The organism is Streptomyces desertarenae (assembly GCF_042681365.1).
GTDB classification, from domain to species: Bacteria; Actinomycetota; Actinomycetes; order Streptomycetales; family Streptomycetaceae; genus Streptomyces; species Streptomyces desertarenae.
On sequence record NZ_JBHUFU010000021.1, the window covers coordinates 32,078 to 57,198 of the forward strand.

The following is a 25,121-nucleotide window of genomic DNA, read 5'->3' on the forward strand; positions in this document are numbered from 1 at the left end:
GAAGAGTGACATGACGTCTGCTGCCCTGAGTTCCGTATCCGCTGTGGTCGAGAACATCTTCGAGCGATATCCGCAGGTGGGCCGGAGGGCCGGCCGTCACGACTTCGACGGCCGGCTTCCCGCCGTCCTGCCCGACGCTCCTTCCGATGTGGACGGCCTGCTGACCGCGGTCCGCAAGCAGCTCGACGCCCTGCCCGAGAACGCGGACCCGGAGGTGCGAGCGGACCTCGGCACGGCGATGCGGGTGCTCAGCGACGAGCGGTTCCGCATCGCCGAGCTCGGTCGGCCCCATCGCGGTCCCGACCTGTGGCTCGCCGAGGCGGACGTGCACGTCTACCTGCGCGGGGACTACGCGCCACTCGACGAGCGCGTCGCGGCGTTGTCGCGTCATCTCGCACAGCTGCCGGACTTCCTCGCCGCCGCGGCGGAGACGTTCGGCGGCACTCTGCCGGCGGGCGAGCGGATCAGCGGCTTCGAGAACGCCAGGGCCCAGGCGGTGTCCGTGCCGAAACTCGCGGCCCGGCTCGTCGCAGCGCGGCCGGACGTGGCCGGCAGCTCTCTCCTGGGGCTGGCCGACTCGGCCCGTGCCGCATTCGTGGACTTCGCGGACGCGGTCGCGGCCACTGCACCGGCCCGTGCGGTTTTCGGCCCCGACAGGCTCGCCGGGTACCTGGAGGCGGCCGAGGGGATCGAGACACCGGTGGACGAGCTGCTGGCCGAGGCCGAGGCCGAGGTGCGGGAGCTGGTCGCCCGCCTCGACGCGCTCACCGCTCGACTGGGCGTGGGCAGCAGGGAGGAGGCGTACGCACTGATGCGTGCGCAGCCCCCCGCCGGACCGGTGGCCACCGTGTTGTCGGGGATCATCGAGCGGCTGCGGGAGTTCTGGGCCGAGCAGGACGTCGTCACCCTCACCGACCGGTACGGTCTCGACATCCGGCCCGCCCGCGACGCCTCGACCTCCGCGGCGGTGATCTTCGACTACGCCGGGGCCCTCGAGGCGGTGCCTCAGCCGCATGTGCTGCACGTCCCCGAGCCGGGCGACCTCGCCGTGCTGGGCGACTACCTCAACGAGCCGATGCTCGAGATGATCGCCGTGCACGAGGCCGTCCCGGGTCACTACCTGCACCACGAGGCCACACCTCAGCACGCCGGCGTGATCCGCAGGTGTGTGCCGTGGTTCCCCGGAACCTCTGAGGGATGGGCTCACTACACCGAGGAGCTGGCGATCGAACGCGGCCTTGCTGAGGGCCGCCCGCTCGTCGAGGTCGCGGCCCTGCGCCACGCGCTGGAGGCCGCCACCCGCCTGTTGGTGTTCCTCTCCGTCCATTCCGGACGGAGGAAGTTCGGCGCAGCCGTCGCCGAGGCCGCCACGCTGTGCGCGTGGTCGCCGGAGCGGGCCGGCCGCGAGGTGCTGGCCGTGGTCGCGAACCCGGCCGGTGCCATGTACACGCTCGGCAAACTGCACATCCGGCGATGGCGCGAACTGGCCGGCGTAGGTGATTCCGCCGCAGGCCTGAAGGCCTTCCACGACCGGCTGCTGCGCTGCGGCAGCGCGCCGCTGTCCACCGTGTGGCGCTACTACCTCGACGGCCGGCTGGTTCCGGCCGCATCCACCACGACATAAGGAGAATCCGTGACCCAGGTGACGGCAGAAATGACCCCCGCCGAGGCGTTCCCCTCGGACTACTGGGTCACCATTCCCGCCGGTTCCTTCACGATGGGCTCCGACGAGCTGCGCGAAGACGGCAAGCCCCGTGCCGCCGCGCCCGAGCACCAGGTCCACGTGGCCGAGTTCCGTATGGCCAGGTACCCGGTGACCGTCGCCGAGTTCCGCCGCTTCGTCGAGGCGACGGGCCACGTGACCGACGCGGAGAGGAAGGGCAAGAGCTGGGTCTGGATCGGTGACCCCGCTGTGGTCGTCCCCGACCAGGACTACCTGTGGAAGAACATCGACGGCGCGTCCTGGCGCGCCCCGCACGGCCCGGGTTCCACGCTGGAGGGCAAGGACAACCACCCGGTCACCCACGTCAGCTCCCTCGACGTCGCCGCCTACTGCGAGTGGTCCGGCACCCGCCTGCCGACGGAGGCGGAGTGGGAGAAGGCCACGCGCGGCACCGACGGCCGACGCTACTCGTGGGGCAATGAGGAGCCCACCGCCGAGCACTGCAACCACACCATGAACGTGGCCGACACCACCCCCGTCGACGCCTATCCCCAGTCGGCCGGCCCGTACGGCGTCGTGGACCTCACCGGCAACGTCTGGGAGATCACCTCCAGCGCCTACCACCACTACCCGTACGACGCGAGCAAGCCCGGCCGCGTCATCAAGACGAAGGCGGGTGAGGTCGAGCTCGGCGTGATTCGCGGTGGCTCGTTCTACAACAACTGTGACCCTCGTGGCTGCCTGGCGTGGGTGCGGATCTACAACCTGCCCGACTACAGCTGCTACGACATGGGCTTCCGTGTCTGCGCGCGTTGACCAAGGGCGGATAGACAGGCAGCTGCTCGACCGCGTGGACGCGCTCCTGGGCCACCTGCCCAGGACCCCGGTCGTGCGGCTGCCTCACCCCGGCCTCCGGCTCTACGCCAAGATGGAGCTGGAGAACCGGACGGGCAGTGCGAAGGACCGGGCCGCGATCTGGATCCTCCGCGAGGCGGTGCGGCGCGGCGAGATCACCCGGTCCACCACGGTGGTCGAGTCCTCCTCCGGGAACTTCGCACTCGCCCTCGCCTCGTTCCTGAACGAGCTGGGCGTGCCCTTCGCACCGGTGCTCGACCCGAACGTGAACGCGGCCACGGAACGGACGCTGCGGCAGTTGTGCGCGCGGGTGGAGAAGGTCACCGAGCCCGACGGCACTGGCGGCTACCTGCTGAGCCGGCTCGTACGGGTCGCCGAGCTGCGCGCGGAGCTGTCGGACGTGTACTGGCCGAACCAGTACTCCAATCCGGACGGCGCGCGCGGCCACTACGAGCTGACTGCTCGGGAACTGCTCGAGGACGTCGGCCGGATCGACTACCTCTTCGTGGGGGTCGGCACCGGTGCGACGATCAACGGCCTCTCGCGCCGGCTCCGCGAGGAACACCCGGATGCCACCGTGGTCGCCGTCGACGTCGAGGGCTCGGCCATCTTCGGTGCCCCGCCGGCCCGCCGGCGCATCCCGGGCATCGGATCCAGCATCCGTCCGCCGCTGGTCGACGACGCCTGGATCAAGAAGGTGGTCGTGCTGTCCGAGCGGGACGAGGTGGCCGGCTGCCGGGCCCTGCTGCGTGACCACGGGATCTACGCGGGCGGTTCCACCGGCTGCGTCTACGCCGCGATCACCCGTTACTTCGACGGGCACACGGGCCCGGAGCCGGTGGTGGCGTTCCTGTGCGCCGACAGCGGCAATCCATACGCCGACACGGTCTACGCCGACGACTGGGTCACCGAACACCTCACACCGGCAGCAATCGAGGGAGCATGAGCGTGACGACGAGCGTGTGGACGCCGCCGCCCGCCGACGAGGCTGCGCTGACCGAATGGCTGCGCGCCCGTGACCCGGTCACCCGGGCCCCGGGGACCGGCGGCTGGCACGTCTTCGGACACCCGGAGGTCAAGGAGGTGCTCGCCAACCACGGCGCCTTCTCCAACGAGGTGGTGCGGCCGGTGCCCGGGGACTCGCCGATGCGCCTGTACCGAACCGGCAACCTGACCTGGATGGACCCGCCGCGCCACCGCAACCTGCGGGGCCTCGTGAGCCAGGCTTTCACCCCCCGCTGGGTCGCCGGGCTCGAACCGGTGATCCGCGAGACCGTCGAGACCTTCCTCGCCGGCCTGCGGGGCCGCGACGAGGCCGATTACGTACGGGAGTTCGCCTCGCCGGTCGTGGCCACGGTCATCGCCCGGATGCTCGGCATACCCGAGAAGGGACAGCAGCTCTTCCAGGAGTGGTCGAGAAGCCTCCTGGCACTCGCCGACCCGAGTGCCGAAGGCAACGGCCTGCAGAAGGTGCTCTCCCTGACGCAGATCGCCGAGGCGTATCTGCACCAGTTCATCGCGAAGCGGCGTGCCGCCCCCACCGACGACCTGACCAGCAAGCTCATCGCGGCCGAGATCGACGGCGAGCGCCTCGGCGACGACGAGACGGCCGGACTGATCGCGCTGCTGATGTCCACCGGGCAGGCCGCGACCATCACCCTCGTGAATGCGGTGATCGTCCTCGGGCGCCACCCGGAGGCCGTCGCCAAGTTGCGGGCCCGGCCCGAGCTGCTCGACTCGGCCATCGACGAGGTCATGCGCTACCGCTCGGAGACCACCCGGGTCGAGCGCAGGACCCTCCGGGACGTCGTGATCGGCGGGCACGAGATCCCCGCCGGGGAATCGGTGTCGGTGTGGATCGCGGCGGCCAATCGCGATCCGCGGGTCTTCGACGCCCCCCACGTGTTCGACATCGAGCGCTCGGCCAACCCGCACATCGCCTTCGGGAACGGCATCCACTACTGCCTGGGCGCGCCGCTCGCACGCCTGGAGATCCGCATCGCCCTGCGTGGACTACTCGACTCCACCCTCGACTTCGCGGCCGATCCGGCGGGCACCCGCCTGCTCGACCCGCGTCTCATGTTCGGCGCGAGCGAGGCGACCGTCCGGTTCACATGGAAGGAGAAGCAATGACGGGGTTCGTCCCGGGCGGGCTGGTCGCACGGCTCGCCGCACACGCGCACGACTCGGCCGAGAAGCCGGCGCTTTCGATCGCGTCGCTCGGCGGCGGCCCGCGAGCCGATCTGACCTACGGACAGCTGTGGGGCCGATCGCTCGCCGTGGCACGCGCCCTCCACGAGAAGGTGCGGCCCGGCTCGCGCGTACTGCTGCTGTTCCCGACCGCGCCGGAGTTCGCCCCCGCCTTCCTCGGCTGCCTCGCCGCGGGCGTCATCGCCGTGCCCGTGCCGCTGCCGATCGACGAGGGAACCCGGCGCCGCGTACTGAACGTGGCCCGGGACTGCGACGTGTCGCTCATCGTGTCCCTGTCGTTCGTCCGTGACGTCGCCCTGGCAGGCGAGGACGCGGAGCTGCGGGCGTTCGCCGAGGCCCAGGAGTGGCTGCTCGCCGATCTGATCGAGCCCGTCACCGCCGACGACGGCGCGGACCTGCCGCTCGCCGCCGCCGGCGACGTCGCCTTCCTCCAGTACACCTCCGGCTCCACCAGCGCCCCCCGCGGTGTCGTCGTGACCCACGGCGCGCTGATGCACAACGAGGCCGCCATCCAGCGGTCGTTCGGCGTCACGCCCGACTCCACGATCGCCAGCTGGCTTCCCCTCCACCACGACATGGGCCTGATCGGTGCGATGCTGCAGCCCCTGTACACCGGCGCCAAGGGCATCATCCTCGACCCGCTGTCCTTCATCCAGCGCCCCGCGAGCTGGCTGGAGACCATCAGCGCGGAGGGCGCCGACATCAGCGGCGGCCCGAACTTCGCCTACGACCTGTGCGTGCGCAAGGTGACCGAGGAGGAGAAGGCCGGACTCGACCTGTCCCGCTGGCGCGTCGCGTTCAACGGCGCGGCACAGGTCTATCCGCGTACGCTGCGCGCCTTCACCGAGGCGTTCCGCGACACCGGCTTCCGCTCCGAGGCGCATCTGCCCTGCTACGGCCTGGCCGAGTCGACCCTGCTCGTCACCACCGTCGCGCCGGGCGTGTCCCGGACCTTCGAAGACGGCAGGGAGCTGACCGCGTACCGGCTGCCCGACCACGCCGACGTACGGATCTTCGACCGCACCGCCGACACCGAGGTCGACGCCGGCCAGGTCGGCGAGATCGTCGTCGCGAGCGACAGCAACGGCGACGGCTACTGGAGCCGCGAGGCGTTCGGCACCCACCTGCGCACCGGCGACCTCGGCTTCCGCGACGGCGACGAGCTGTTCGTGGTGGGCCGGGCCAAGGACCTCATCGTCCAGCGCGGCCGCAACGTCTACCCCGAGGACCTGGAGGCCGACGCCGGCACCTGCCACCCGGAGGTCAGGCCCGGACGTTGTGCCGTCTTCGGCGTCGGCCACGACGGGGACGAGGCGGTCGTGGTCTGCCAGGAGGTCGGTGCCCACACCCCGGCCGAGCGCCTGCCGGAGATCGCCGCGCGCGTCCGCGCCACTCTGTCGCGCGTCCACGGCGTCACAGCCCGCACGGTCCTGATTGTGCCGCCCGGCACCATCACCAAGACGTCCAGCGGAAAGGTCCAGCGTTACGCGGTCCGGAAGCGCTACCTCGACGGTGTGCTGTCGGTCCTGCGCGACGACACGCTGAGCGGGCGCAGCTCCTCGCTCGCGGAGCTGCTGAGGGCTCATTCCCCGACCGATGCCCTGCGCCTCCACATCGGGGCCCTGCTCGGTCTCGCGGAGCCCCCGTCGGCGGACGCCGCCCTCGCCGACCTCGGCGCCGACTCGCTGACCGCCGTCCGCCTGCGGCACGACCTGGAGGAGGCGCTCGGCGTCACGCTGACGCCCACCGTCGCCCTGCGCGCGGAGTCGATCGCCGAACTCGCCGTGGCCGCCTCCACGGCCGCCGCGACCACCACGACCGCCGAGGCCGTCCCTGCCGCGGCGCCCGACGGCTACGGGCTCACCCCTTCGCAGCGCGCCCTGTGGTTCCTGCACCGGGCCGGGCAGGACGGCGGGGACTACAACGTGACGCGAGCGTTCCGGGTCACCGGAACCGTCGACCCCGAGGCCTTCCGCGCCGCACTGCGCGCCGTGGCCGCCCGCCATCCGAGCCTGCGCCTGGCGATCACCACGCGCGACGGCGCCCCGTACGCCGAGGTGCGCGACACCAACGCCCCCGAGGTCGAGGTCGCCGACGGACGCGACTGGTCCGACGAGCAGGCCGCCTCCTGGTACCGCGACATCGCGACCCGCCCGTTCGACCTCGGCTCCGGCACGCCGCTGCGCGCCGCGCTGCTGCGCCGCGGGGACGACTGGCTGTTCGCGCTCTCCCTGCACCACATCGTGTGCGACGTGTCGTCCTTCGCGATCGTCATGGCCGACCTCGCCGCCGCCCTGCGCGGTGAGCAGGCGGACCCCCACCCGCTGCCCCTCCCGGCCGCGCCCCACGAGCACGGCGACTTCTGGCTGTTCGAACTCGACGGCGAGCTTCCCACCCTCACGCTGCCCGACCTCGGCCGGCCCGAGGCCGGCGCGCCTCGCGAGTCCCTCGCCTTCCAGGTGCCCGCCACCCCGCTCGCCGAGTACGCCCGTGAGCACGGGCTGACCCTGCACAACCTGTTGCTCGCCGCCTACCAGGTGCTGCTGCACCGGCTGTCGGGCCAGTCCGACCTGATCGTCGGCGTGCCCACCGCGGGTCGCACCGACCGGTCCCTGGCCGGGTGGGTCGGCTACCTGGTCAACGTGGTGCCGGTGCGCTCCGCCTACCGCCCCGAGGTGCCGTTCGCCGAGTTCGCGGCCGACACCCACCGGCACGTCCTCGACGTGCTGGACCACGCGGACACACCACTGTCCGACATCGTGCGGCTGGTCAACCCCGACCGTGACACCGCCACGGCCACGATCTTCCAGGCCATGTTCACCTGCTACACGGCCTCACTGCCCGGAGCGGCGGGCATCGTGACCGGGGACGAACGAGCCGAACTGGTGGCAGGTGCCGTCACCCTGCACGGCCACGCGGTTCCCGACCACACCACCCAGTCCGACCTGGGCTTGAACGTGGCGATCCGCGACGACGTGCTGGACTTCCAGCTCCAGTACGACTCCGCCGCGGTCTCCCGGGACCAGGCCGAGCTGGTGGCCAGGACCCTGCCGGTGCTGCTCACCGCCATCGGCGCGGCGTCCGGCCCGCTCCCGCTGCTGGCCGAGGACGAGGCCGCCGCGCTGGTCGCCCGAGGGATCGGCCCCGACGTGCCGCGCCCGGAGAACTACCTCGACTCCTTCGAGCACTGGGTCGACCGTGCCCCCGACAGCGTCGCGGTCGATGACGGACGGGTCCGGCTGACCTACGCTGAGCTGGACACCCGCGCCAACCATGTGGCCGAGCGGCTGCGGGCCGCAGGTGTGGGCACCGACCGTACCGTTGTGGTGAGCGCGGACCGGTCCGCCGACTACCTCGTGGCTCTGGTCGGTCTGCACAAGGCCGACGGCGCCTACGTGCCGATCAGTCCCCGCGAGGCGCCCCGGCGGGCTGAGGCGATGGTCGACGCGGTCGAGCCGGCCGCGATCATCGCCGGGGCCTCGGGCCGCCACCTGTTCGGCGGCCACGAGGTGCTCGATCTCGCCGAGCTGGTCTCGGGTGCCACCGACGTACGGCCGCCGCGGCTCTGCCACGACCACGCCACCTCGACGATCATTCACACCTCCGGTTCCACCGGCGTTCCCAAGGCTGCCGTCTCCACCAACTACGGTGTGACGAACCACATGTGGCAGATGGTCGAGCAGTTCGGGCTCACCGAGCACGACTGCGTGGCCCAGACCGCGCCGGTCTCCTTCGACATCTCCGTGTGGCAGTTGCTGACTCCGCTGATGATCGGCGGTCGCGTGCGGATCGTGCCCGAGCCGGACTCGCAGTCGCCCGCGAGCCTGCTGAAGGCCGTCGTCGACGGCGGCGTGACGATGCTGGAACTGGTGCCGTCCAACATGATGGCGCTGCTCGACACCGGCTTCGCCGCGACCCCGGGCGCCCTGCGGGTGATGCTGTCCACGGGGGAGAGCCTCACCCACGACGTGCTGCGGCGCTGGATGCGGGAGCTGCCCGGCATCCCCGTGTACAACGCCTACGGCCCTGCCGAGTGCACCGACGACGTCACCGCCGGGCTGTGCGCGGCCGGACCCGACGCGTCGATGACCACCGCGGTCGGCCGGCCGCTCGCCAACACCACCGTGCACGTCCTCGACGAGCACCTGCGGCCGGTGCCGCCCGGTGTGGTCGGCCTGCTGCATGTCGGCGGCGGCGCGGTCGGCCGCGGCTACCGGGGCAACCCGAGGCGGACCGCCGAGATGTTCGTCCCGGACCCGTACGCGACCGTGCCCGGTGGACGGCTCTACCGCACCGGCGACCTCGGTCGCGTCAACGCCGACGGCGATCTGGAGTTCCTGGGCCGCGCCGACACCCAGATCAAGATCCGCGGCCAGCGGATCGAGGTCGGCGAGGTCGAGACCGCGCTGCGCCGGTGCCCCGGCGTCGTCGAGGCCGCGGTCAAGGTCCACCACGGGCCGGCGGGTGCCTCGCTCGTGGGGTACGTGTCCCGCCCCGGCGGGCCGCAGGACGTGGCGACGGTGCTCGACCTGGACGAGGACGAGCGGTTCCGCGCCGTCCTGTCCGAGCTGCTGCCCCGGCACATGATCCCGACGATCATCGCCGAGTTCGGCCGACTGCCCCGGTCCAAGAACGGGAAGGTGGACTACCGCTCGCTGTCGTTCACCTCACCGACGGCCACCCGTGTCACGGCCGAGCCGGACGACCCGCTCGCTGCGGCCGTCCGCACCCTGTGGACGGACCTGCTGGAGCTCGACACGGTCGGCTGGGACGACAGCTTCTTCCAGCTCGGCGGCCACTCCCTGCTCGCGCTCGCCATGATCGACCGGGTCAACGCCCTGCTCGACGTGGCGCTCGTGGTAGACGTCGTCTTCGCCAACCCGCGGCTGCGCGATTTCGTCGCCGCCGTGCGAGCGGCCGACCCGGCCATCGCCGACCGGGCGCAGGACCGCGTCCCCGCGGACCCGTCCAGGCCGGTCCCCGCGAGCGCCGCACAGCAGCGCTTCTGGTTCCTGCGCGAGATGGACCCCCACGCGCCGACCTACAACATGCCCGGCGTGCTGCGGCTGCGCGGCGACCTGGACGAGGACGCACTGGAGGGTGCGCTGCGGGAGACCCTGGCCGCGCACCCCGTGCTGCTGGCCCGGTTCGCCACCGACGGCGGCGAACTCACCTGGACCGCCCGCCCGGCCGAAGAGTTCGACCTCGCCCGCCTGGACCTGCGCGGCCCGGTGGCCGAGCTCGGCGAAGCGGTCTTCGACCGGCTGGTCGAGGACGAGGCCGCGGTCGTCGCCGACCTGCGCCGGGAGCTGCCGTTCCGCGCGCTGCTCGCCCGGCTCGGGGAACGGGACTGGGGCCTGTTCGTCAATATCGACCACATCGTGTGCGACGGCTGGTCCGTCACGGTCTTCCTGCGCGAGCTTGCCGACCGCTACGACGGGCGGCGGCGGACGGAGGCCGACTACGGCTTCGCGGACTACTGCTTCGCCGAGCGTGCCTGGTGGGAGGGGCGCGACCGCGGTGAGACGGCGGCCCTGTGGCGGGACGTGGTGGGCCGTCCGGCCCGGCGGTCCGCACTGCCGGGCCGGGTCGTGCCGGCCGGGCCGGACGAGGAGGCGTCGGCCGGACACGGCGACGTGTTCGACGCCGATCTCGGCGCGGCGGTGCGCGACCTCGCCGTTCGTACCGGCACCACCCCCTACATGGTGTTCGCGACCGCGCTGGCCGCGCTCACCCACAGCGGGGCGGACGAGCGTGAGCAGATCATGCTCGGCACGCTGATCGCCCAGCGCGACCGGCCCGAGTGGCGGCGGGTCGTGGGCCCGCTCCTGAACGTCTCGGTGCTGGCCGTCGACCTGTCCCCGGCCGACTCGCCCGCCGAGGCACTGGCCGCCGTCCGTGCGGGCGCCCTGCGGGCCTACCGGTCGGCGAACGTGCCCTTCCAGGAGTTGGCGCCGCTGCTCACGCCGGCCGCCGGCGGCGACGGGTCGCCGTTCGACGTGATGCTCGTGATGCAGCCGCCCTCCCGGCCCGTCGAACTGGCCGGTCTCGAGGTGGCGGAGACCGGCGTGGACATCGCCGCGGCCCCGTATCCGCTGCTGATCGACATCGAGGAGCGGGACGGCGGCTACCAGGTGACCTACCGCTACCAGACAAGCCGGTTCGACGCGGCGGGCATCGCGGACCTGGCCCGCCGGCTGCGCGCCACGGTGCGTGCGCTGGCCGGTGCCGGCGCGGCGTCCCTGGCCGAGCTGCTTCCCGTGCGCGACCTGGTGGAGAGGACCTGATCATGACCGAACCGATGGTGAGCCCTGTGCTGGATCGGTTTGCCTCGTGGCGGCGGAAGCACCCCGAGGCGCCCGCCGTGGTCGCCGACGGGGTCACCCGCGGGTACGCGGAACTCGACGCCCTGGCCCGTCGGCATGCCGAGGCGCTGCGGGCGGCCGGTGCCGGCAGAGAGACCGTGGTGGCGCTGGTCGCCGACCGCGGCCCCGGTTACGTGGCGATGATGCTCGGCGTGCTGCTCGCCGGCGCGGCCTTCGTCCCGGTGGAGCCGGGCGTACCGGTGCGGCGCGCCCGCCGGATGTGCGCCGACGCGGACGTGCGGGCCCTGCTCGTCGAACCCGGGCACGAGGAGTTCGCCGCCGAGGTCGTGGCGGGGCTCGACCCGGAGCCGAGCGTGCTCGTCGCCGTCACGGAGCACGGGGAGCCGGGCCGGGAGGCCCAGGGCACTGTGCCGGACCGGCCGCGCGACGGTCTCGCGTACGTGATCTTCACGTCCGGGTCCACCGGCACGCCCAAGGGCGCGATGGTCGCCGATGGCGGCATGGACAACCACCTGGCGGCCAAGATCGCGGACCTGGAGCTCGGCCCCGCCGACGTCGTCGGCCTCACCGCGCCGCTCTCCTTCGACATCTCCGTGTGGCAGACCCTCGTCGCGCTGACGATCGGCGCCCGGACCGCGGTGGCCTCACCCCACAACATCTCCGAGCCCGCCGAACTCGTGGCGTGGGTCCGCCGGCACGGCGTGACCGTGCTGGAGATCGTCCCGTCCTTCCTCGCCGTGCTCACCGCGCAGCTCGACGACGACCTGAAGGCCGGGCTGTCCTCCCTGCGGTACCTCGTGGTCACCGGAGAGGCGCTCCCCGGGGCGATCGCCCGGCGCTGGTACGAGCACTGCCCGGACAGCCTGATCGTCAACGCCTACGGCCCGACCGAGTGCTCCGACGACGTCACCCACCACGTGGTGACCGCGGCCGAGAGCGCCGCCCGGCCCTGGCCGTCGATCGGCCGGGAAGTGCTCAACACCCGCCTGTACGTGGTGGACGCGGACGGCCGTGAGGTGCCGGCCGGCACCGAGGGCGAACTGCTGGTCGGCGGCGCCGGCGTCGGGCGCGGCTACATCGGCGACCCGGTGCGCACCGCGCTGGCCTTCGTCCCGGACGGCTTGTCAGGGGCGCCTGGTGCGAGGCTGTACCGCACCGCCGACCGCGTGAGCCGCGCTGCCGACGGCACCATCGACTTCCACGGCCGCCGCGACCGCCAGGTCAAGGTCCGCGGCCACCGGGTCGAGTTGGGCGACGTGGAGGCGGAGCTGCTGCGGGTGCCCGGGGTCGGTTCGGCCGCCTGTGTGTTCACCGGCGGCCGGCTGCGGGCCTTCGTGACGCTCGACGCCCCGGTCGACGCGGCCGCCGCGGTACGCGCAGGCGCCCCGCACTACCTCGTCCCGCACGAGGTGACCGTGCTCGCGCGGCTGCCGGTGAACACCTCCGGAAAGACCGACCACCGGGTCCTGGAAGCCCTGTGCGCCGAGGACATGTCCCCGGACACCGCCGCGGCATCCGTCCGGGAGCCTGATCTGGAGGTGGCGTGCGGGCTGGTCGCCGAGGCGCTCGGCGTGGCCGTGATCGGTCCGGACGAGGACTTCTTCACCGCGGGCGGGGATTCGCTGCTCGCGATGACCCTGGTCGCCGGTGCCCGCACCCGGTTCGGCGCGGAGGGAACGTCCCTGCGGGCGTTCCTTTCCCAGCCGACCCCGAGGGGACTCCTCGCGGCGGTCCGGGCGGCGGGATCCGTGACCGTCGGCGAGGAGCCGCGCGCCGTGGGCGCCTTGTCCTCCGGGCAGGAGCGGCTGTGGTTCTTCGAACAGCTGCACCGCCGGAAGGCACCCAATCTGCTGGTCCTCTCCCTCGACCTGTACGGCCCGCTCGACGAGGACGCGCTGCGGCACGCGTTGGCGGCGGTCGCCGCCCGGCACGAACCGCTGCGCACCGTCTTCAGCCAGGAGCGCGGCGTCCCGAAGGCCGCTCTGCGGCCCGAGGCCGAGTTCACCCTGGAAGCGGGCACCTCGGACGGATGCGGGATCTCCGCCCGTACCCCCGAACCGCCGCTGGCCCGGGCCAGGTTGGAGCGGATCGCCGACGATCACCACGTGTTCGTGGTCACGCTGCACCACCTGATCGCCGACGGCTGGTCCCTTGAGGTGCTCAAGCGCGACATAGCCGAGCACTACGAGCGGGCGCTGGCCGGCGACACCACGGTGGCCCTGCCTCGTTCCTCGTTCTCCCAGTACGTGGCCGCCGAACGCGCGTGGCTTGAGGGCAGCGAAGCCGAGGAGTGCACGCGGTACTGGACCGAGACGCTGGCGGGCACGCCCGGCGCGATCGACCTCCCGCTCGACCGGCCCCGGCCGGCCAAGCCGGACTTCGGGACCGACCACGTGGTCACCTTCCTCACCGCGCACGAGACGAAGGCCCTTGCCGAGACCGCGCGGGCCCACGGCGCGACCCCGTTCATGGCGGTGCTCGCCGCCTCGTACGTCGTGCTGCGCGAGGCGACCGCCACCACCGACCTGGTGCTCGGCATCGACTCGGTGAACCGCTCGTGGCCCGGCAGCGAGGAGCTGATCGGCACGTTCGTCAACCAGCTTCCGATCCGCCTCGCACCCGGCGAGGCGCCGTCCTTCGGCGAGCTGCTGGACCTGGCCCGGCGACAGGTGCTCGGCGCGCAGGAGCACGACCGGCTTCCCTTCCACAAGCTGGTCGCGGCGGTGAACCCGCCGCGCCAGGCGGGCCGGTTCCCGATCTTCCAGGTGAAGGTCACACATCAGAGCGCGTGGCGCGCCGGGATGCGGATCGGGGACCTCCGGGTCGAGCCGCGCGAGCTGGCCGACCCCGTGATGGACATGGACTTGATGATCGACGTCTCCGGCGAGACCGACCGGCTGCGGCTGGAAGTCCTGTTCTGGCCCGAGACGCTCGACTCCGCGACGGTCGCGGGCTGGGCGAAGGCGGTGGCCGACGTGCTGCGCTCCGGAGCGGCCGAGCCCGACGCGGTACTGACTTTCGGCGAAAGGTGATGAAGGTGTCGACACAGGAACAGGTCGCCGAGGTCTGGCGGGAACTGCTCGACGTGGAGTCGGTCGCCGTGGACCAGGACTTCTTCGAACTGGGCGGCCATTCGATGCTGGCGGTACAGGTGCTCTACCGGCTCACGGAGGTGACCGGTGTCGAACTGCACCTTGAGGACTTCTTCGAGCTGGGCACGGTCCAGGAGGTCGCCGCCGAGCTCGACCGCCTGCGCGCCGACCGCCGGATGGCCGAGCCGGTCTTCGAGGGGGAGCTGTGAGCGCGCGGGACGTACTGAGCCACCTGGACGACCTCGGTGTGACCCTGAGCCTCACCGACGACCGGCTCCGCTACCGCGGCCGAGGCGAGGAGCTGCCGCCCGAGCTGCTGGCGGAGATGAAGCTGCACCGCGAGGACCTCATCGGTCTCGTCGGCCGGCGTGAGGGGCTGACCTGGCCCCCGGCTCCCGGCGGGGACACCGGTCCGCTGACGGCGGCGCAGCGCTCGCTGTGGGCCACCTCGTACTTCGCCGAGGACGGCACGTACAACCTGTGCGGGGCGCTGCGTCTGCGCGGCCCGCTGGACGAGGACGCATTCGTCACGGCGCTGCGGGACCTGCACGAGCGGCACCCGTCGCTGCGCACGGTGTTCCCGGTGGCGGACGGCGAGCCGCGACAGCTGGTGCTGCCGGCGGTGGAGCCCCCGCTGACCGTGACCGATGCCACCGGTCTCGACGCCTGCCTGGCCGAGTGCGCGCGCCTCGCCGACCTGCCCCTGCCCCTGGACACGGCGCCGCCGGTGCTGATGCGCCTGTTCCGCCTCGCGCCGCAGGACCACGTCTTCTTCTTCGTCCTGCACCACGTGATCGCCGACGGCACGTCCTTCGCCCCGCTCCTCGACGACCTCGCCCGCTGCTACGGCAGCCGGGTCGCGGGGCGGCGACCGACCGCCCTCGCCGACGACGTCGCCGTCGTCGACTACGCCCGCTGGGAGGCCGACCGGGTCGCCCACGCCGATCTCGCCGTCTCCCGCCGGTACTGGCGGGAGACGTTCGACGACGCGTCGCTGAGCGCGCTCCCCCTGCCCCCGCCGCTCGACGGCGTCGATGCCGAGCGCGGCCACGCCCACCGCGTGGTCGTCCCCGCCGACACCACCGCGGCCGTGCGGCGGATCGCCGAGCAGGCCCGTACGGGTGTCTTCACCGTGGTCTCCACCGCGATCGCCGTCGCGCTGTCCCGCCACACCGGACGCGAGGACCTGGTGGTCGGCATGCCCGTCTCCCGCCGCGACCGCACCGGTCTGGAACGGGTCGTCGGCCTGCTGCTCGACATGGTGCCGGTCCGGCTCGACGCCGGTCCCGCGCCCTTCGCCGAACTGGTGCGGCGCACCCGGTCGGCCGTACTCGGCGCCGTTCGCCACGCGCCCGTGCCCGAGGACGTCGCCGCCGCCCGTTCGGCGTTCAACGTCATCATCACCGACCTCGGCACGACGCTGCCCGCGCCCCGCTTCCCCGGACTGGCGATCGAGCACGTCGAGGTGGCCCAGGTCGGTGCCAAGTACGGTCTGAACTTCCTCGTCCGCGACGAGGGCGAGGCCCTGGCCCTGTACCTGGAGGCGGACCGCCAGACCGTGGCCGACGCGGACATCGAGGCCGTCGCCGACACCGTCCTCGCCGTGCTGGCGGCCGCGGGCGCCGACCCGAACGCCTCGGTCACGACGCTCGCCACCGGTGCCTTCGGGGCCGCCGCCCCGGGCGCGGTCGCCGCACCCGTCCGGCTGCCGGGCGCCGACGAGTCGCTGACCGGCCGCCTGGCCGCGACGGCCCGGACGCGCCCGGAGGCGATCGCCGTCACCGCGCCCGAGGGCGCTCTGACCTACACGGAGCTGTGGGCGCGGATCGAAGCGACCGCGGAGGCCCTGCGGGCGCGCGGAATCGGCGCCGGCGACGTGGTCGCCGTCTCCTTGCCGCGCGGCCTGGATCTCGTCGTCGCCGTCATCGGCGTGATGGCCTCGGGCGGCGCGAGCGTGGTGCTGCACGAGTCCTGGCCGACGGCGCGCGTGTCCGACATCCTCACCGACTCGGGTGCCCGCCTCACCATCACCGACGACGCGACGGTGCCCGGGGAACGGGCCGCCCCCGCCGAACTCGTGAACGCCCCGGAGAGGACCGGGCTCGACCACGTCCCCGCGCACGCGGCGGCGTACGTGATCTACACCTCCGGCTCCACGGGCCGGCCCAAGGGCGTGCGGGTCACCCACCACAACGTCCTGAGCCTGCTCGACGCGACCGTCGACGGCTACGGCCTCGGCCCCGACGACGTGTGGACCCTCTTCCACGCCTGCTCGTTCGACGTGTCGATGTACGAGATGTTCGGCTGTCTCGTGCACGGCGGCAGACTCGTCGTGGTGCCGCGGCTGACGACGTGGGAGCCGGAGGAGTTCGCCGAGCTGTGCGCGCGCGAGCGGGTCACCGTGCTCAGCCAGACCCCGTCCGCGCTCACCGTCATGCTGCCGGCGCTCGCCGCGCGCCCCGATTCCACCGCGCACATGCGGTACGTGCTGTTCGCGGGCGAGGCTCTGGACCGGAGGCTGGTCGAGCGCTGGTACGAAGAGGTCGGAGAGCGCACCGAGCTCGTCAACATGTACGGGATCACCGAGACGACGGTGCACGCGTCGTGGCGCCGGCTGCGCCCCGAGGACACCCGGACCGCGGAGTCCGACATCGGCACGCCGCTGCCCGGAACCGCGCTGCACGTCCTGAACGACGACGGGGTGCCGGTCGCCGAACGCTGCGTCGGCGAGATCTACGTCGGCGGCCCGCAGGTCAGCGACGGCTACCTCGGCAGGCCGCGGGAGACCGCTCTGCGGTTCCTGCCCGACCCGTTCAGCGGCGTTCCCGGCGCCCGCATGTACCGCTCCGGCGACCTCGCACGGCGCAACGGCACCACCCTGGCCTACCTCGGCCGCCGCGACCAGCAGGTGCAGGTCAACGGCTTCAGGGTGGAACTCGCCGAGATCGAGGCGGCGCTCTCCGCGCGCCCCGGGGTCGCCGCGGCCGGCGCCGCGGTCGCCACGGACGACAGCGGCGCACACCTCGTGGCCGTCGTCGTGCCCGAGGAGGGCGCCACGCCCGAACCGGCCGAGCTCCTGACGGCGGTGCGCTCGACGCTGCCCCGCTACATGGTCCCGCGCACCGTCGTGGTGGCCGACGGCCTTCCCCTCACGAACAACGGCAAGCTCGACCGGCGGGCTGTGGTCGCCGCTGCGGCGGCCGGCGGCTCGGCGTCCCGGCCGGCGTCGTCGGCCCAGGGCGAGACCGCACCGTCCGATCGGCGTGCGACCCTGCTGCTCGACGTGTTCCGCGAGGTCCTCATGGACCCGTCCCTCACCACCGGCACCGACTTCTTCGAAAGCGGTGGCGACTCCATGCGGGCGATCCGCGTCGTGAGCCTCGCCAAGGACCGCGGCCTGGGCCTGACCGTGCGGGACGTGTACGCCGCGCCGACGGTCGCCGCCCTCGCACCGCGGGCCGTGGCCGTCGGAGAGGACCGGCCTCTCCGCACGCCGTTCTCCGAGCTGCCGGACGGCGCGGTCTTCCCGCCGGACGTCGTCGACGCCTATCCGATGACCGCTCTGCAGTCCGGGATGCTGTACCACCAGGAGATGGCACCGGACGCCCGCGTCTACCACATCATGCTGAGCTACCGGGTGCGCGGCGTGCTGGACCCGGTGGCGTTCCGGGCGGCCGCGCAGGCCGTCACCGACGGCCATCCGGTACTGCGTACCAGCTTCGACCTCGCCAACAAACTGGGGCCGGTGCAGCGAGTGCACACCGGTGTCGACGTGCCGTTCACGTACGAGGACCTGAGGGGGCTCGACGCCGACGGCCAGGAGCGACGCATCCGGGAGGTGGTGGCGCGTGAGACCGCCGAGGACTTCGACCTGTCCCGGCCGGGCCCGTTCCGGCTCGTGGCGCTCGCCACGTCCGCGACGGACTACCAGCTGATCTTCACCCACAACCACGTCATCCTCGACGGCTGGTCGGTGAACGTCTTCTTCGAGGAACTCCACACCCGCTACCTCGAACTGCTCGACGCGGGCACGCCCGGACCGCAGCCGAGTCCGCGTACGACCTTCGGCGACTACGTGGCCCTGGAACAGGCGGCGCTCGCCGACGAGAAGCACCGGGCGTTCTGGGCCGAGCGCACCGCGGGACCGGCCCGGCTGATCGCGCCGGAGCGCTCGGGCACGCCCGTGATGCGGCAGTTCCACGTGGACCTGTCGGGCTGCCTCGACAACCTGCGGGCTGTCGCCGCCCGGCTCGGCGTGCCGGTGAAGGCGCTGCTGTGCGCCGCGCACCTGCGGGTCGTGTCGTGGCTGACCGGCTCCGACGAGGTGACCACCAGCATGGTGTTCGCCTGCCGGCCCGAGGACTCCGACGCCGACCGCGTCCTCGGCCTCTTCCTCAACCAGCTGCCCCTGCGGGTCGCGCTGGGCGGGCTGTCGTGGGCGGAGCTCGCGGTGCGCTTCCATGAGGAGGAACAGGAGATGATGCGGCACCGCTGGTACCCGAGCGCCGCCATCCAGGCCTCGTACGGCGCGGAGCCGCTGTTCGACTCCGGCTTCAACTTCACGGACTACCACAACACCCGCCGGATGGTCGGTGCCGGCGGCCTGAAGCTGCTGGACGCGCAGGAGCTGGAGTCCACGCACTACGCGTACAGCTCGGCCTACACCGTCGACGTGCGCACCCACGAGCTGCGGCTGCTGATGGAGTACGACGCGGCCGTGCTGCCGCAGAGCACGATGGCGCTGGCGGCCGAGGTGCACCGCAGGGCGTTGGCCTCGATCATCGAGGGCGCCGAGCGGTCCTTCCTGGAGACCCCACTGCCCGGCATCGCCGACCTGGCCCGACTGCTGGCGTCCGGCCCGGCCGCCGACGCGACCGGGGCGCTCGCGCGGGCCACCGCCCCCACGGCGCCTCCGGTCCCGGTCGCCGCCGCCCTGCCCCCGGTCACCGCGGCGGAACCGAAGCCGGACCGCACGGCCCTGGAGGCCGGCATCCACGAGATCTGGACCGAGGTCCTCGGCGTCACGGACATCGACGCGCACACACCGTTCTTCGACGCGGGCGGCGACTCGCTGACCGCCATGCAGGTGGTGAGCCGGCTCCGGGCCCGCCACGGCGACCTGTCGATGCGCGCCTTCATGGCGGAGCCCACGATCAGGGGCCTGGCGGACCTCCTGGAAGGCGACACCGTACCGGCCGCACCGGCCACGACGCCCGCCGTCGCGAAGTCGGCGGCCCGCTACCCGCTCTCCCGCGCCCAGCACCAGATGTGGGACGTGGCCCGGCAACTGTCCGGCGTCGGACTGTTCGCCATGGCGGGCGCACTGCACGCCGAGGGCCCGCTCGACATCGCCGTCCTGGAGCGGACGTTCGCCGAACTGGCCTCCCGCCACGAGGCGCTGCGCACGCGGTTCGAGGACACCGGCGTCGGCCCGGTCCAGGTGGTCGAGCCGCACGTCGCGATCAGCGTCGACGTCGAGGACCACACGGCCGACGAGCACCCGGCCCGCCGCTGCGAGCAGCGCATGGCCGCCGCCGCCCGGGAGGCACTGCCGCTGGATCACGCGCCACTCCTGCGCGTCGTCGTGCACCGGATCGGTGAGGACCGGCACGTGGTCTTCGTGAACGTCCACCACATCGTGTGCGACGGCCGTTCGCTCTCGGTGCTGCTGTCCGAAGCCGCCCGGATCTACCGCGAGATCGCCGCCGACGGCGCACCCGCGGCCCGGCCGGTCCCCCGCGGCAGCGGCTCGCTCGCCAAGGACCGGGCCGCATGGCTCTGCACCGACGAAGGGGCACGGCAGCGGGAGTTCTGGCTCGACCGCCTCGGCGCGCCGTTCCCCGCCCTCGCCGACGGCCCCGGCAGCCGCTTCGCCGAGTTGAACACGCAGGCCCCGTTCGTGCAGCGGCTACGCTCGGCGGTGACCAGGACCACGCTCGCGGCCGATGACGTACGGACGGTCCGCGCCGCGGCCCGCAGGCACGGCATGACCGACTTCATGCTCGTGCTCGGCGCGTACGCGACGACGCTGGGGGCGTGGAGCGGCCAGGACGACATCCGCATCGCCACCATGCTCGCCAACCGCGTCGAGCCGGGCATGGACGAGGTCGTCGGACTCGTCACCAACACGGTCGTGCTGCGGATGCGACTGGACGACACCGATCCCGTCGCGGTCGGCAGGCAGGCCCGTGAAGTCTGCGTCGACGCCCTCGACAACCAGGAACTGCCGTTCGAGGAGGTGCTTGCCGCGTTGCAGGACCGCTCCCCGGGAGAGGGCCCTGTGTTCGAGGCGGTGCTCGTCGGACAGGAGGAGGTCGGCATCGTCGCACCCGACGACGGCCTCGTGTTCACCCCGTACACGCCCGGCAGCGACGTGCTGAGCGCCCGGCTCGTGGCCACCGAGTCCAGCTTCGTCCTCGGGCTCGTACCGGCCGGTGACGCGCTGGTGTTCGAGCTGCGCTACAAGCCCGCGACCGTGCCGAAGGGGCTGGCCGCCGAGCTGCTCGAAGCGATCACGACCGCCGTGCGGACCACCGCCACCGCCCTCCTGGAGACGCCGTGACCTGCCCGGTTCACCGTCCGCGCCTGCGCCGCCTGTGGCTGCTTCCGACAGCCCGGGCGGTGGGCGCGGCAGGCTCGGCCACCGTGCTCCTCGCAGCCGTGCTCCTCGCGTGGCCCTGGGTGTCGGCAGCCGTGCTCGCCGCGGGCGCGGCCGGCATCGCCGGCTACCTGCACCGCAACTGCGGCCGGGTCGCAGTTGAGCGACGGCTGCTGCGTGCCCTGAAGGACTCGGCGCCGTGCTGTCCGGGTGACATCGAGGTGCCCGCACTGACCGCACCGGTGCGGGCCGAATGCGGCAGCGACGGCGTCACGCGGATCACCGCGCGGAACTACCACGACGCCGTCCGCGCGCTCGGCTACACGATGGGCCGTGACCGCGGTTTCCAGCTGGACCTCGTGCGCCGCACCGGAGGCGGCCGGCTCTCGGAAGTGTGGGGCCGGACCGCACTGCCGGTGGACACCGTGTACCGCCGCCTCGGGCTCGCCGCCGCGGCCCGGGCCGCGACCGAGCAACTCGCCGAGCCGGAACGGGAGCTGCTGGCGGCGTTCACCGACGGGGTCAACGCCGCCTACGCGCACCAGACCCCGTTCGAGTGCCGGTTCCTGGCATACCGGCCGCAGCCGTGGCGGGTCGAGGACAGCGTGCTCACCTCGCTCGTGCTGTCGCACTCACTGTCCTGGAACGAGGAGGCCAAGCGGGCGGAGGCGGTCATGCGCCGTGCGCTGCCCGAACCCGTCGCCGAGTTCTTCCTGCCGGGCGGCGGTTCCGGGCGCCGGCCCCCCGACCTGGCGCGCCACCGCGGTGAGACGGGCGCCGAGGACCTCATCGCCCCAGACAAGGCCATCCCCGGCTCCAACTGCTGGATCGCCCCCGGCGACGGGCCGCTGCTCGCCAACGACCTGCACCTGGCCTTCGGCGTGCCGAACGTCCTCTACGAGGTCGACCTCGCCTGGCCCGGCACACGGCTGCGCGGACTGGCCAGCCCGGGCCTGCCGGTGGTGCTCTCCGGCACCAATGGACGGATCGCCTGGGGCGTCACGAACCTCACCGCCGATGTGCTCGATCTGGTCCCGGCCGCGGAGGAGGACCTGCTCACCAGGACGGAGGAGATCCGCGTCCGTGGCCGGGCGCCGGCCACCCTCGAGGTCACCACGGTCGGCACCGCGCCCGTCCCACACGCCGAGCTGTGCGGTGAGAAGGTCGCTGCCCGCTGGACGGGGCACGACCCCCGCGCCGCCGACCTGCGGTTCCAGCGGCTCGCCCACGCCGGTGACGTCGACGAGGCCATCGCGGTCCTCGACCACGCCCACGGGGTCGCGCTGAACGTCCTTGTCATGGACCGCGAGCGGACGGCGCACCTGGCGACAGGACTGCTGCCCCGCCGGCCGGCCGGCACCCCGCGCACCCGGCTGGCCGACGGTCACCTCACCGGTCCGGAACGCCCCCGGATCATCGACCCCGCCGACGGCATCCTCGTCTCTGCGAACGACGGCGCTCTGCCCGAGGACGAGTTCCGGATCGGCCTCGACCTGGATCCCGGCCACCGGGCGCGCCGCATCCGCGATGTCCTCGGCACGGCCGAACGGCACGATGCGGGCGCCATGCACGCCCTGCAGCACGACGTCGCGGCCGATCTCTACCTGCCCTACCGCGACCTCGCGGTGTCCGCGCTGCAGCCCGGTGACCCGGCCCGGTCCCTGCTCGAGCAGTGGGACGGCACCGCGGCGACCGGCTCCCGCGCCTTCGGCGTCCTCGTGCGCTTGCGCGACATCCTGGCCCGGCGGGTCCTCGCCCCCTACGTGGCTGTCTGCCGCGAACACGAGCCCTCGTTCCGTTTCCCGTTCCGGGACTACGACCGGCCACTGCTCGCGATCCTCGGCGCTCGTGACTGTGCGCTCCTGCCCGCCGGGACCACCGACGCCGACGGCTTCGTCGCCGACTGCGTGAGGGCGGCGCTGCGCGACGGACCGAAGAAGTGGGGCCGTCTGAACAGGATCGGCTTCAGGCACCCTCTCACCTCGCTCGCACCGTGGGCGGACGGAGTGCTCGGCATCCGCCCCCTGGCGCAGGCCGGCACGCTGCATACTGTGCGCACCGCCGTCCCGGGGTTCGGGGCAGCCGGCCGGATCGTGGCCACGGTGGACGACCTCGTGACCACCGAGCTGCCCGCCGGCCAGTCGGGGCATCCGCTGAGCCGGCACTACGCGGACCGCCATGCGCGCTGGGCGAGCGCGGGCCCGCTGCGGCCACGGGTGCGCGGGGCCGGCTGCGGTCATGTGCTCCGGCCCGCGGCGGACCGCTGACGTGTCCGGCCGGGAAGAGCACGAGGGCGGCGCGAAGCACGCGCCGCCCAGGCCGTCCGACCCCCGCTCCTACACGACCGGGGCCTCGGCCACCCGTCCGAAGTCCCGCCGGATCTCGGCGAGCAGCGCCTCGGGCGCGGACAGGAACGCGAAGTGGTCGCCACTCAACTCGACAGACCGGTGGCCGGCCGAGACGTCCGGCCAGCCGCCCATGAGCTCCGTGGGGATCTCGGTGTCCTCGGACCAGCCGATCGCGGTGACGCCCGAGGGAAGGGAGATACGGCCGGGAGAGTAACGCCGGTTCGCCTCCAGGTCGTTGACGAGGACCTCCAGACCCATCTCGACCAGGGGGCCGCTCGGTTCGCCGCCGAGCGCGGTGATGATGCGGCCGAGCTCGGCGCGCAGCCCGTCGCGGCCCAGTTCGAAGAGCCGGCTGTACGGTCCGTCGTGCGGCGCGACCTGCCCCGAGACGAAGACCCGTTCGGGCAGCGGGAGCCCGGCCGCGGCGAGCTGCCGGGTCACCTCGACACCGGGGAGCGCTCCGCCGCAGTGCCCGAAGAACGCGAAGGGCCGGTCCAGGTGAGGCCGCAGGTACTCGACGAGGTCCCGCGCCATGTTCTCGTACGTGCCGTAGTGCGGTTCGGCGATCCTGTTCTGCCGGGCCGGCGGCTGGATCAGGCAGACGTCGATCGCTCCGATGCGCCGCGGCCATGCCTGGTACATCGAGGCGCCGCACCCCGAATAAGGGAAGAGGAAGAGACGGGCCGGTGCGTTCGGGTCCGGAGTGCGCAGGAGCCAGCGCGGGGGCTTCTTGGGGCGAGGCCGCGGAGAGTTCATGCGGGCGACCGTATGGGAGCCCGTCCGACCCCCTCAAGGGGCGTGTTTTCCCGTGTTCTGCAACGAGAGGGAAGTAGTCAATGCAAACCGAACCCAGTCCGCTGCGATACCTCGATGGTGCGGCCGTCAAGTCCTTGTGCGCGGGGGTCGACCCGCTCGACGCGGTCACGGAGGCGTTCCTCGGTGTGCGCGCGAACCGGTCCGGAGTGGCGACCGAGGCGGCGTTGCGCTGGACCGCCCCCGACGGAGCCGCGGCCCGCAGCCTCGTTCTGCCCGCCTGGCACGAGGGCGCGTACGGCTGCAAGATCATCAACGCCAGTGTGAGCAACCCGGACCGTGGCCTGCCCCGTGCCGCCGGCCTGATCCTGCTGTACGACACGGAGACGGCCGAACCGGTCTGCATCATGGAGGGCGCGCACATCAGCGCCCTGCGCACCGCAGCCGTCTCCGTGGCGGCGCTGCGTGCGGTCCGCCCCCTGCCCACCGTGGACCGGGTGGCCGTGCTGGGAACCGGTGTACAGGCCCGTACGCACCTGGGTCTGCTGGCGGCCCACGGTGCCGTGAAGTCGGCGAGTGTCTACGACCTCTCACCGCCCAGATCCCAGGCGTTCGCCGAGGAACTGCGCGCATCGCTGCCCGGAATCGAGGTGGTGATCGCCGCCGACCCCGAATCGGCGGTCCGCTCCGCCCAGGTCACCCTGGCCACCACCACGACCACGACCCCCTACGTACCGCTGGACTGGCTGCCGGAGGGTTCCGTCTTCCTGAATGTCTCGCTCGACGATGCCGCCGAGGACGTACTCCTGGGCGCGGAGCACCTGTTCGTCGACGACTGGCACCTCGTGAGCGAGGACGACACCCGCCTCCTGGGGCGCCTGGCCAAGGCCGGGCGCGCCACCGGCCCGGACACGCGGGCACCGGGAGCCCGGCAGGTCGACGCAGACCTCGCCACCCTCCTGTCCGGCGCCTACGAACGCCGGATCACCCCCACCGACCGGACGGTGATCAACCCGTTCGGCATGGGGGTGCACGACGTGGCCCTCGCGAGCCGCGTCCACGCCCTCGCCTGCGACCAGGGCACCGGTGTGTTCCTGCCCCGCTGACCGCTCCGCCGCCCACCCGGTCCACGCTCGCGCCCCGCGGCCTGCGCCGCCGACCCCGTTCACACCGGCCGGCGGCGCAGGCATTCGGCGGCCGGCGCGTCCGAGACCCGCGCCGACACCGTCAAGCTGCGTCATTTTGGGACGGGTCGTCCCGTCCAGCCGGCGGTGT

Annotated in this window: 11 protein-coding genes; 10 read left to right on the forward strand and 1 reads right to left on the reverse strand. The window is 72.9% G+C overall.

Annotated elements, in window-relative coordinates:
* The first annotated feature begins 10 nt into the window (after nucleotides 1-10).
* The 9 genes from ACFSJS_RS25120 to ACFSJS_RS25160 all read left to right on the forward strand — a co-directional run bounded on the left by ACFSJS_RS25120 (nucleotide 11) and on the right by ACFSJS_RS25160 (nucleotide 23,012).
* A complete protein-coding gene (locus tag ACFSJS_RS25120) occupies nucleotides 11-1,624 on the forward strand; it encodes a DUF885 family protein (protein WP_380904260.1) in 1,614 nt (537 codons plus the stop codon).
* A gap of 9 nt (nucleotides 1,625-1,633) precedes the next feature.
* Nucleotides 1,634-2,479 (forward strand): formylglycine-generating enzyme family protein, encoded by an 846-nt coding sequence (locus tag ACFSJS_RS25125; protein ID WP_380904262.1) that lies wholly within the window; start codon nucleotides 1,634-1,636, stop codon nucleotides 2,477-2,479.
* Entirely contained in the window at nucleotides 2,463-3,464 is a 1,002-nt protein-coding gene (gene sbnA, locus ACFSJS_RS25130) for a 2,3-diaminopropionate biosynthesis protein SbnA (RefSeq protein ID WP_380904264.1), read from the forward strand. The genes ACFSJS_RS25125 and sbnA overlap by 17 nt, the downstream gene beginning before the upstream one ends.
* A gap of 2 nt (nucleotides 3,465-3,466) precedes the next feature.
* Nucleotides 3,467-4,651 carry a cytochrome P450 gene (locus tag ACFSJS_RS25135; protein WP_380904266.1) on the forward strand — a complete coding sequence of 395 codons (1,185 nt, stop codon included), beginning with the start codon at nucleotides 3,467-3,469 and terminating at the stop codon, nucleotides 4,649-4,651.
* The gene (locus ACFSJS_RS25140; RefSeq protein ID WP_380904268.1) at nucleotides 4,648-11,016 is read left to right on the forward strand and encodes an amino acid adenylation domain-containing protein; all 6,369 of its coding nucleotides are present in this window, start codon (nucleotides 4,648-4,650) and stop codon (nucleotides 11,014-11,016) included. Before ACFSJS_RS25135 ends, ACFSJS_RS25140 begins: the two co-directional genes overlap by 4 nt.
* 2 nt (nucleotides 11,017-11,018) lie before the next feature.
* Nucleotides 11,019-14,087: an amino acid adenylation domain-containing protein gene (locus ACFSJS_RS25145; RefSeq protein ID WP_380904270.1), complete on the forward strand. Its 3,069-nt coding sequence runs from the start codon at nucleotides 11,019-11,021 to the stop codon at nucleotides 14,085-14,087.
* Nucleotides 14,088-14,092: 5 nt separating this feature from the next.
* Nucleotides 14,093-14,356 (forward strand): phosphopantetheine-binding protein, encoded by a 264-nt coding sequence (locus tag ACFSJS_RS25150; protein WP_380904272.1) that lies wholly within the window; start codon nucleotides 14,093-14,095, stop codon nucleotides 14,354-14,356.
* Entirely contained in the window at nucleotides 14,353-20,709 is a 6,357-nt protein-coding gene (locus ACFSJS_RS25155; RefSeq protein ID WP_380904274.1) for an amino acid adenylation domain-containing protein, read from the forward strand. Before ACFSJS_RS25150 ends, ACFSJS_RS25155 begins: the two co-directional genes overlap by 4 nt.
* Nucleotides 20,710-20,792: 83 nt before the next feature.
* Nucleotides 20,793-23,012 carry a penicillin acylase family protein gene (locus ACFSJS_RS25160; RefSeq protein ID WP_380904276.1) on the forward strand — a complete coding sequence of 740 codons (2,220 nt, stop codon included), beginning with the start codon at nucleotides 20,793-20,795 and terminating at the stop codon, nucleotides 23,010-23,012.
* Between the two features lie 69 nt (nucleotides 23,013-23,081).
* On the opposite strand, the gene ACFSJS_RS25165 is transcribed toward ACFSJS_RS25160, so the two are convergent.
* Entirely contained in the window at nucleotides 23,082-23,849 is a 768-nt protein-coding gene (locus ACFSJS_RS25165; protein WP_380904278.1) for a thioesterase II family protein, read from the reverse strand.
* An 80-nt stretch (nucleotides 23,850-23,929) separates the two neighbouring features.
* Here ACFSJS_RS25165 and ACFSJS_RS25170 point away from each other — a divergent pair, with 80 nt between their 5' ends.
* Nucleotides 23,930-24,952 carry an ornithine cyclodeaminase gene (locus tag ACFSJS_RS25170; RefSeq protein ID WP_380904280.1) on the forward strand — a complete coding sequence of 341 codons (1,023 nt, stop codon included), beginning with the start codon at nucleotides 23,930-23,932 and terminating at the stop codon, nucleotides 24,950-24,952.
* Nucleotides 24,953-25,121: the final 169 nt, after the last annotated feature.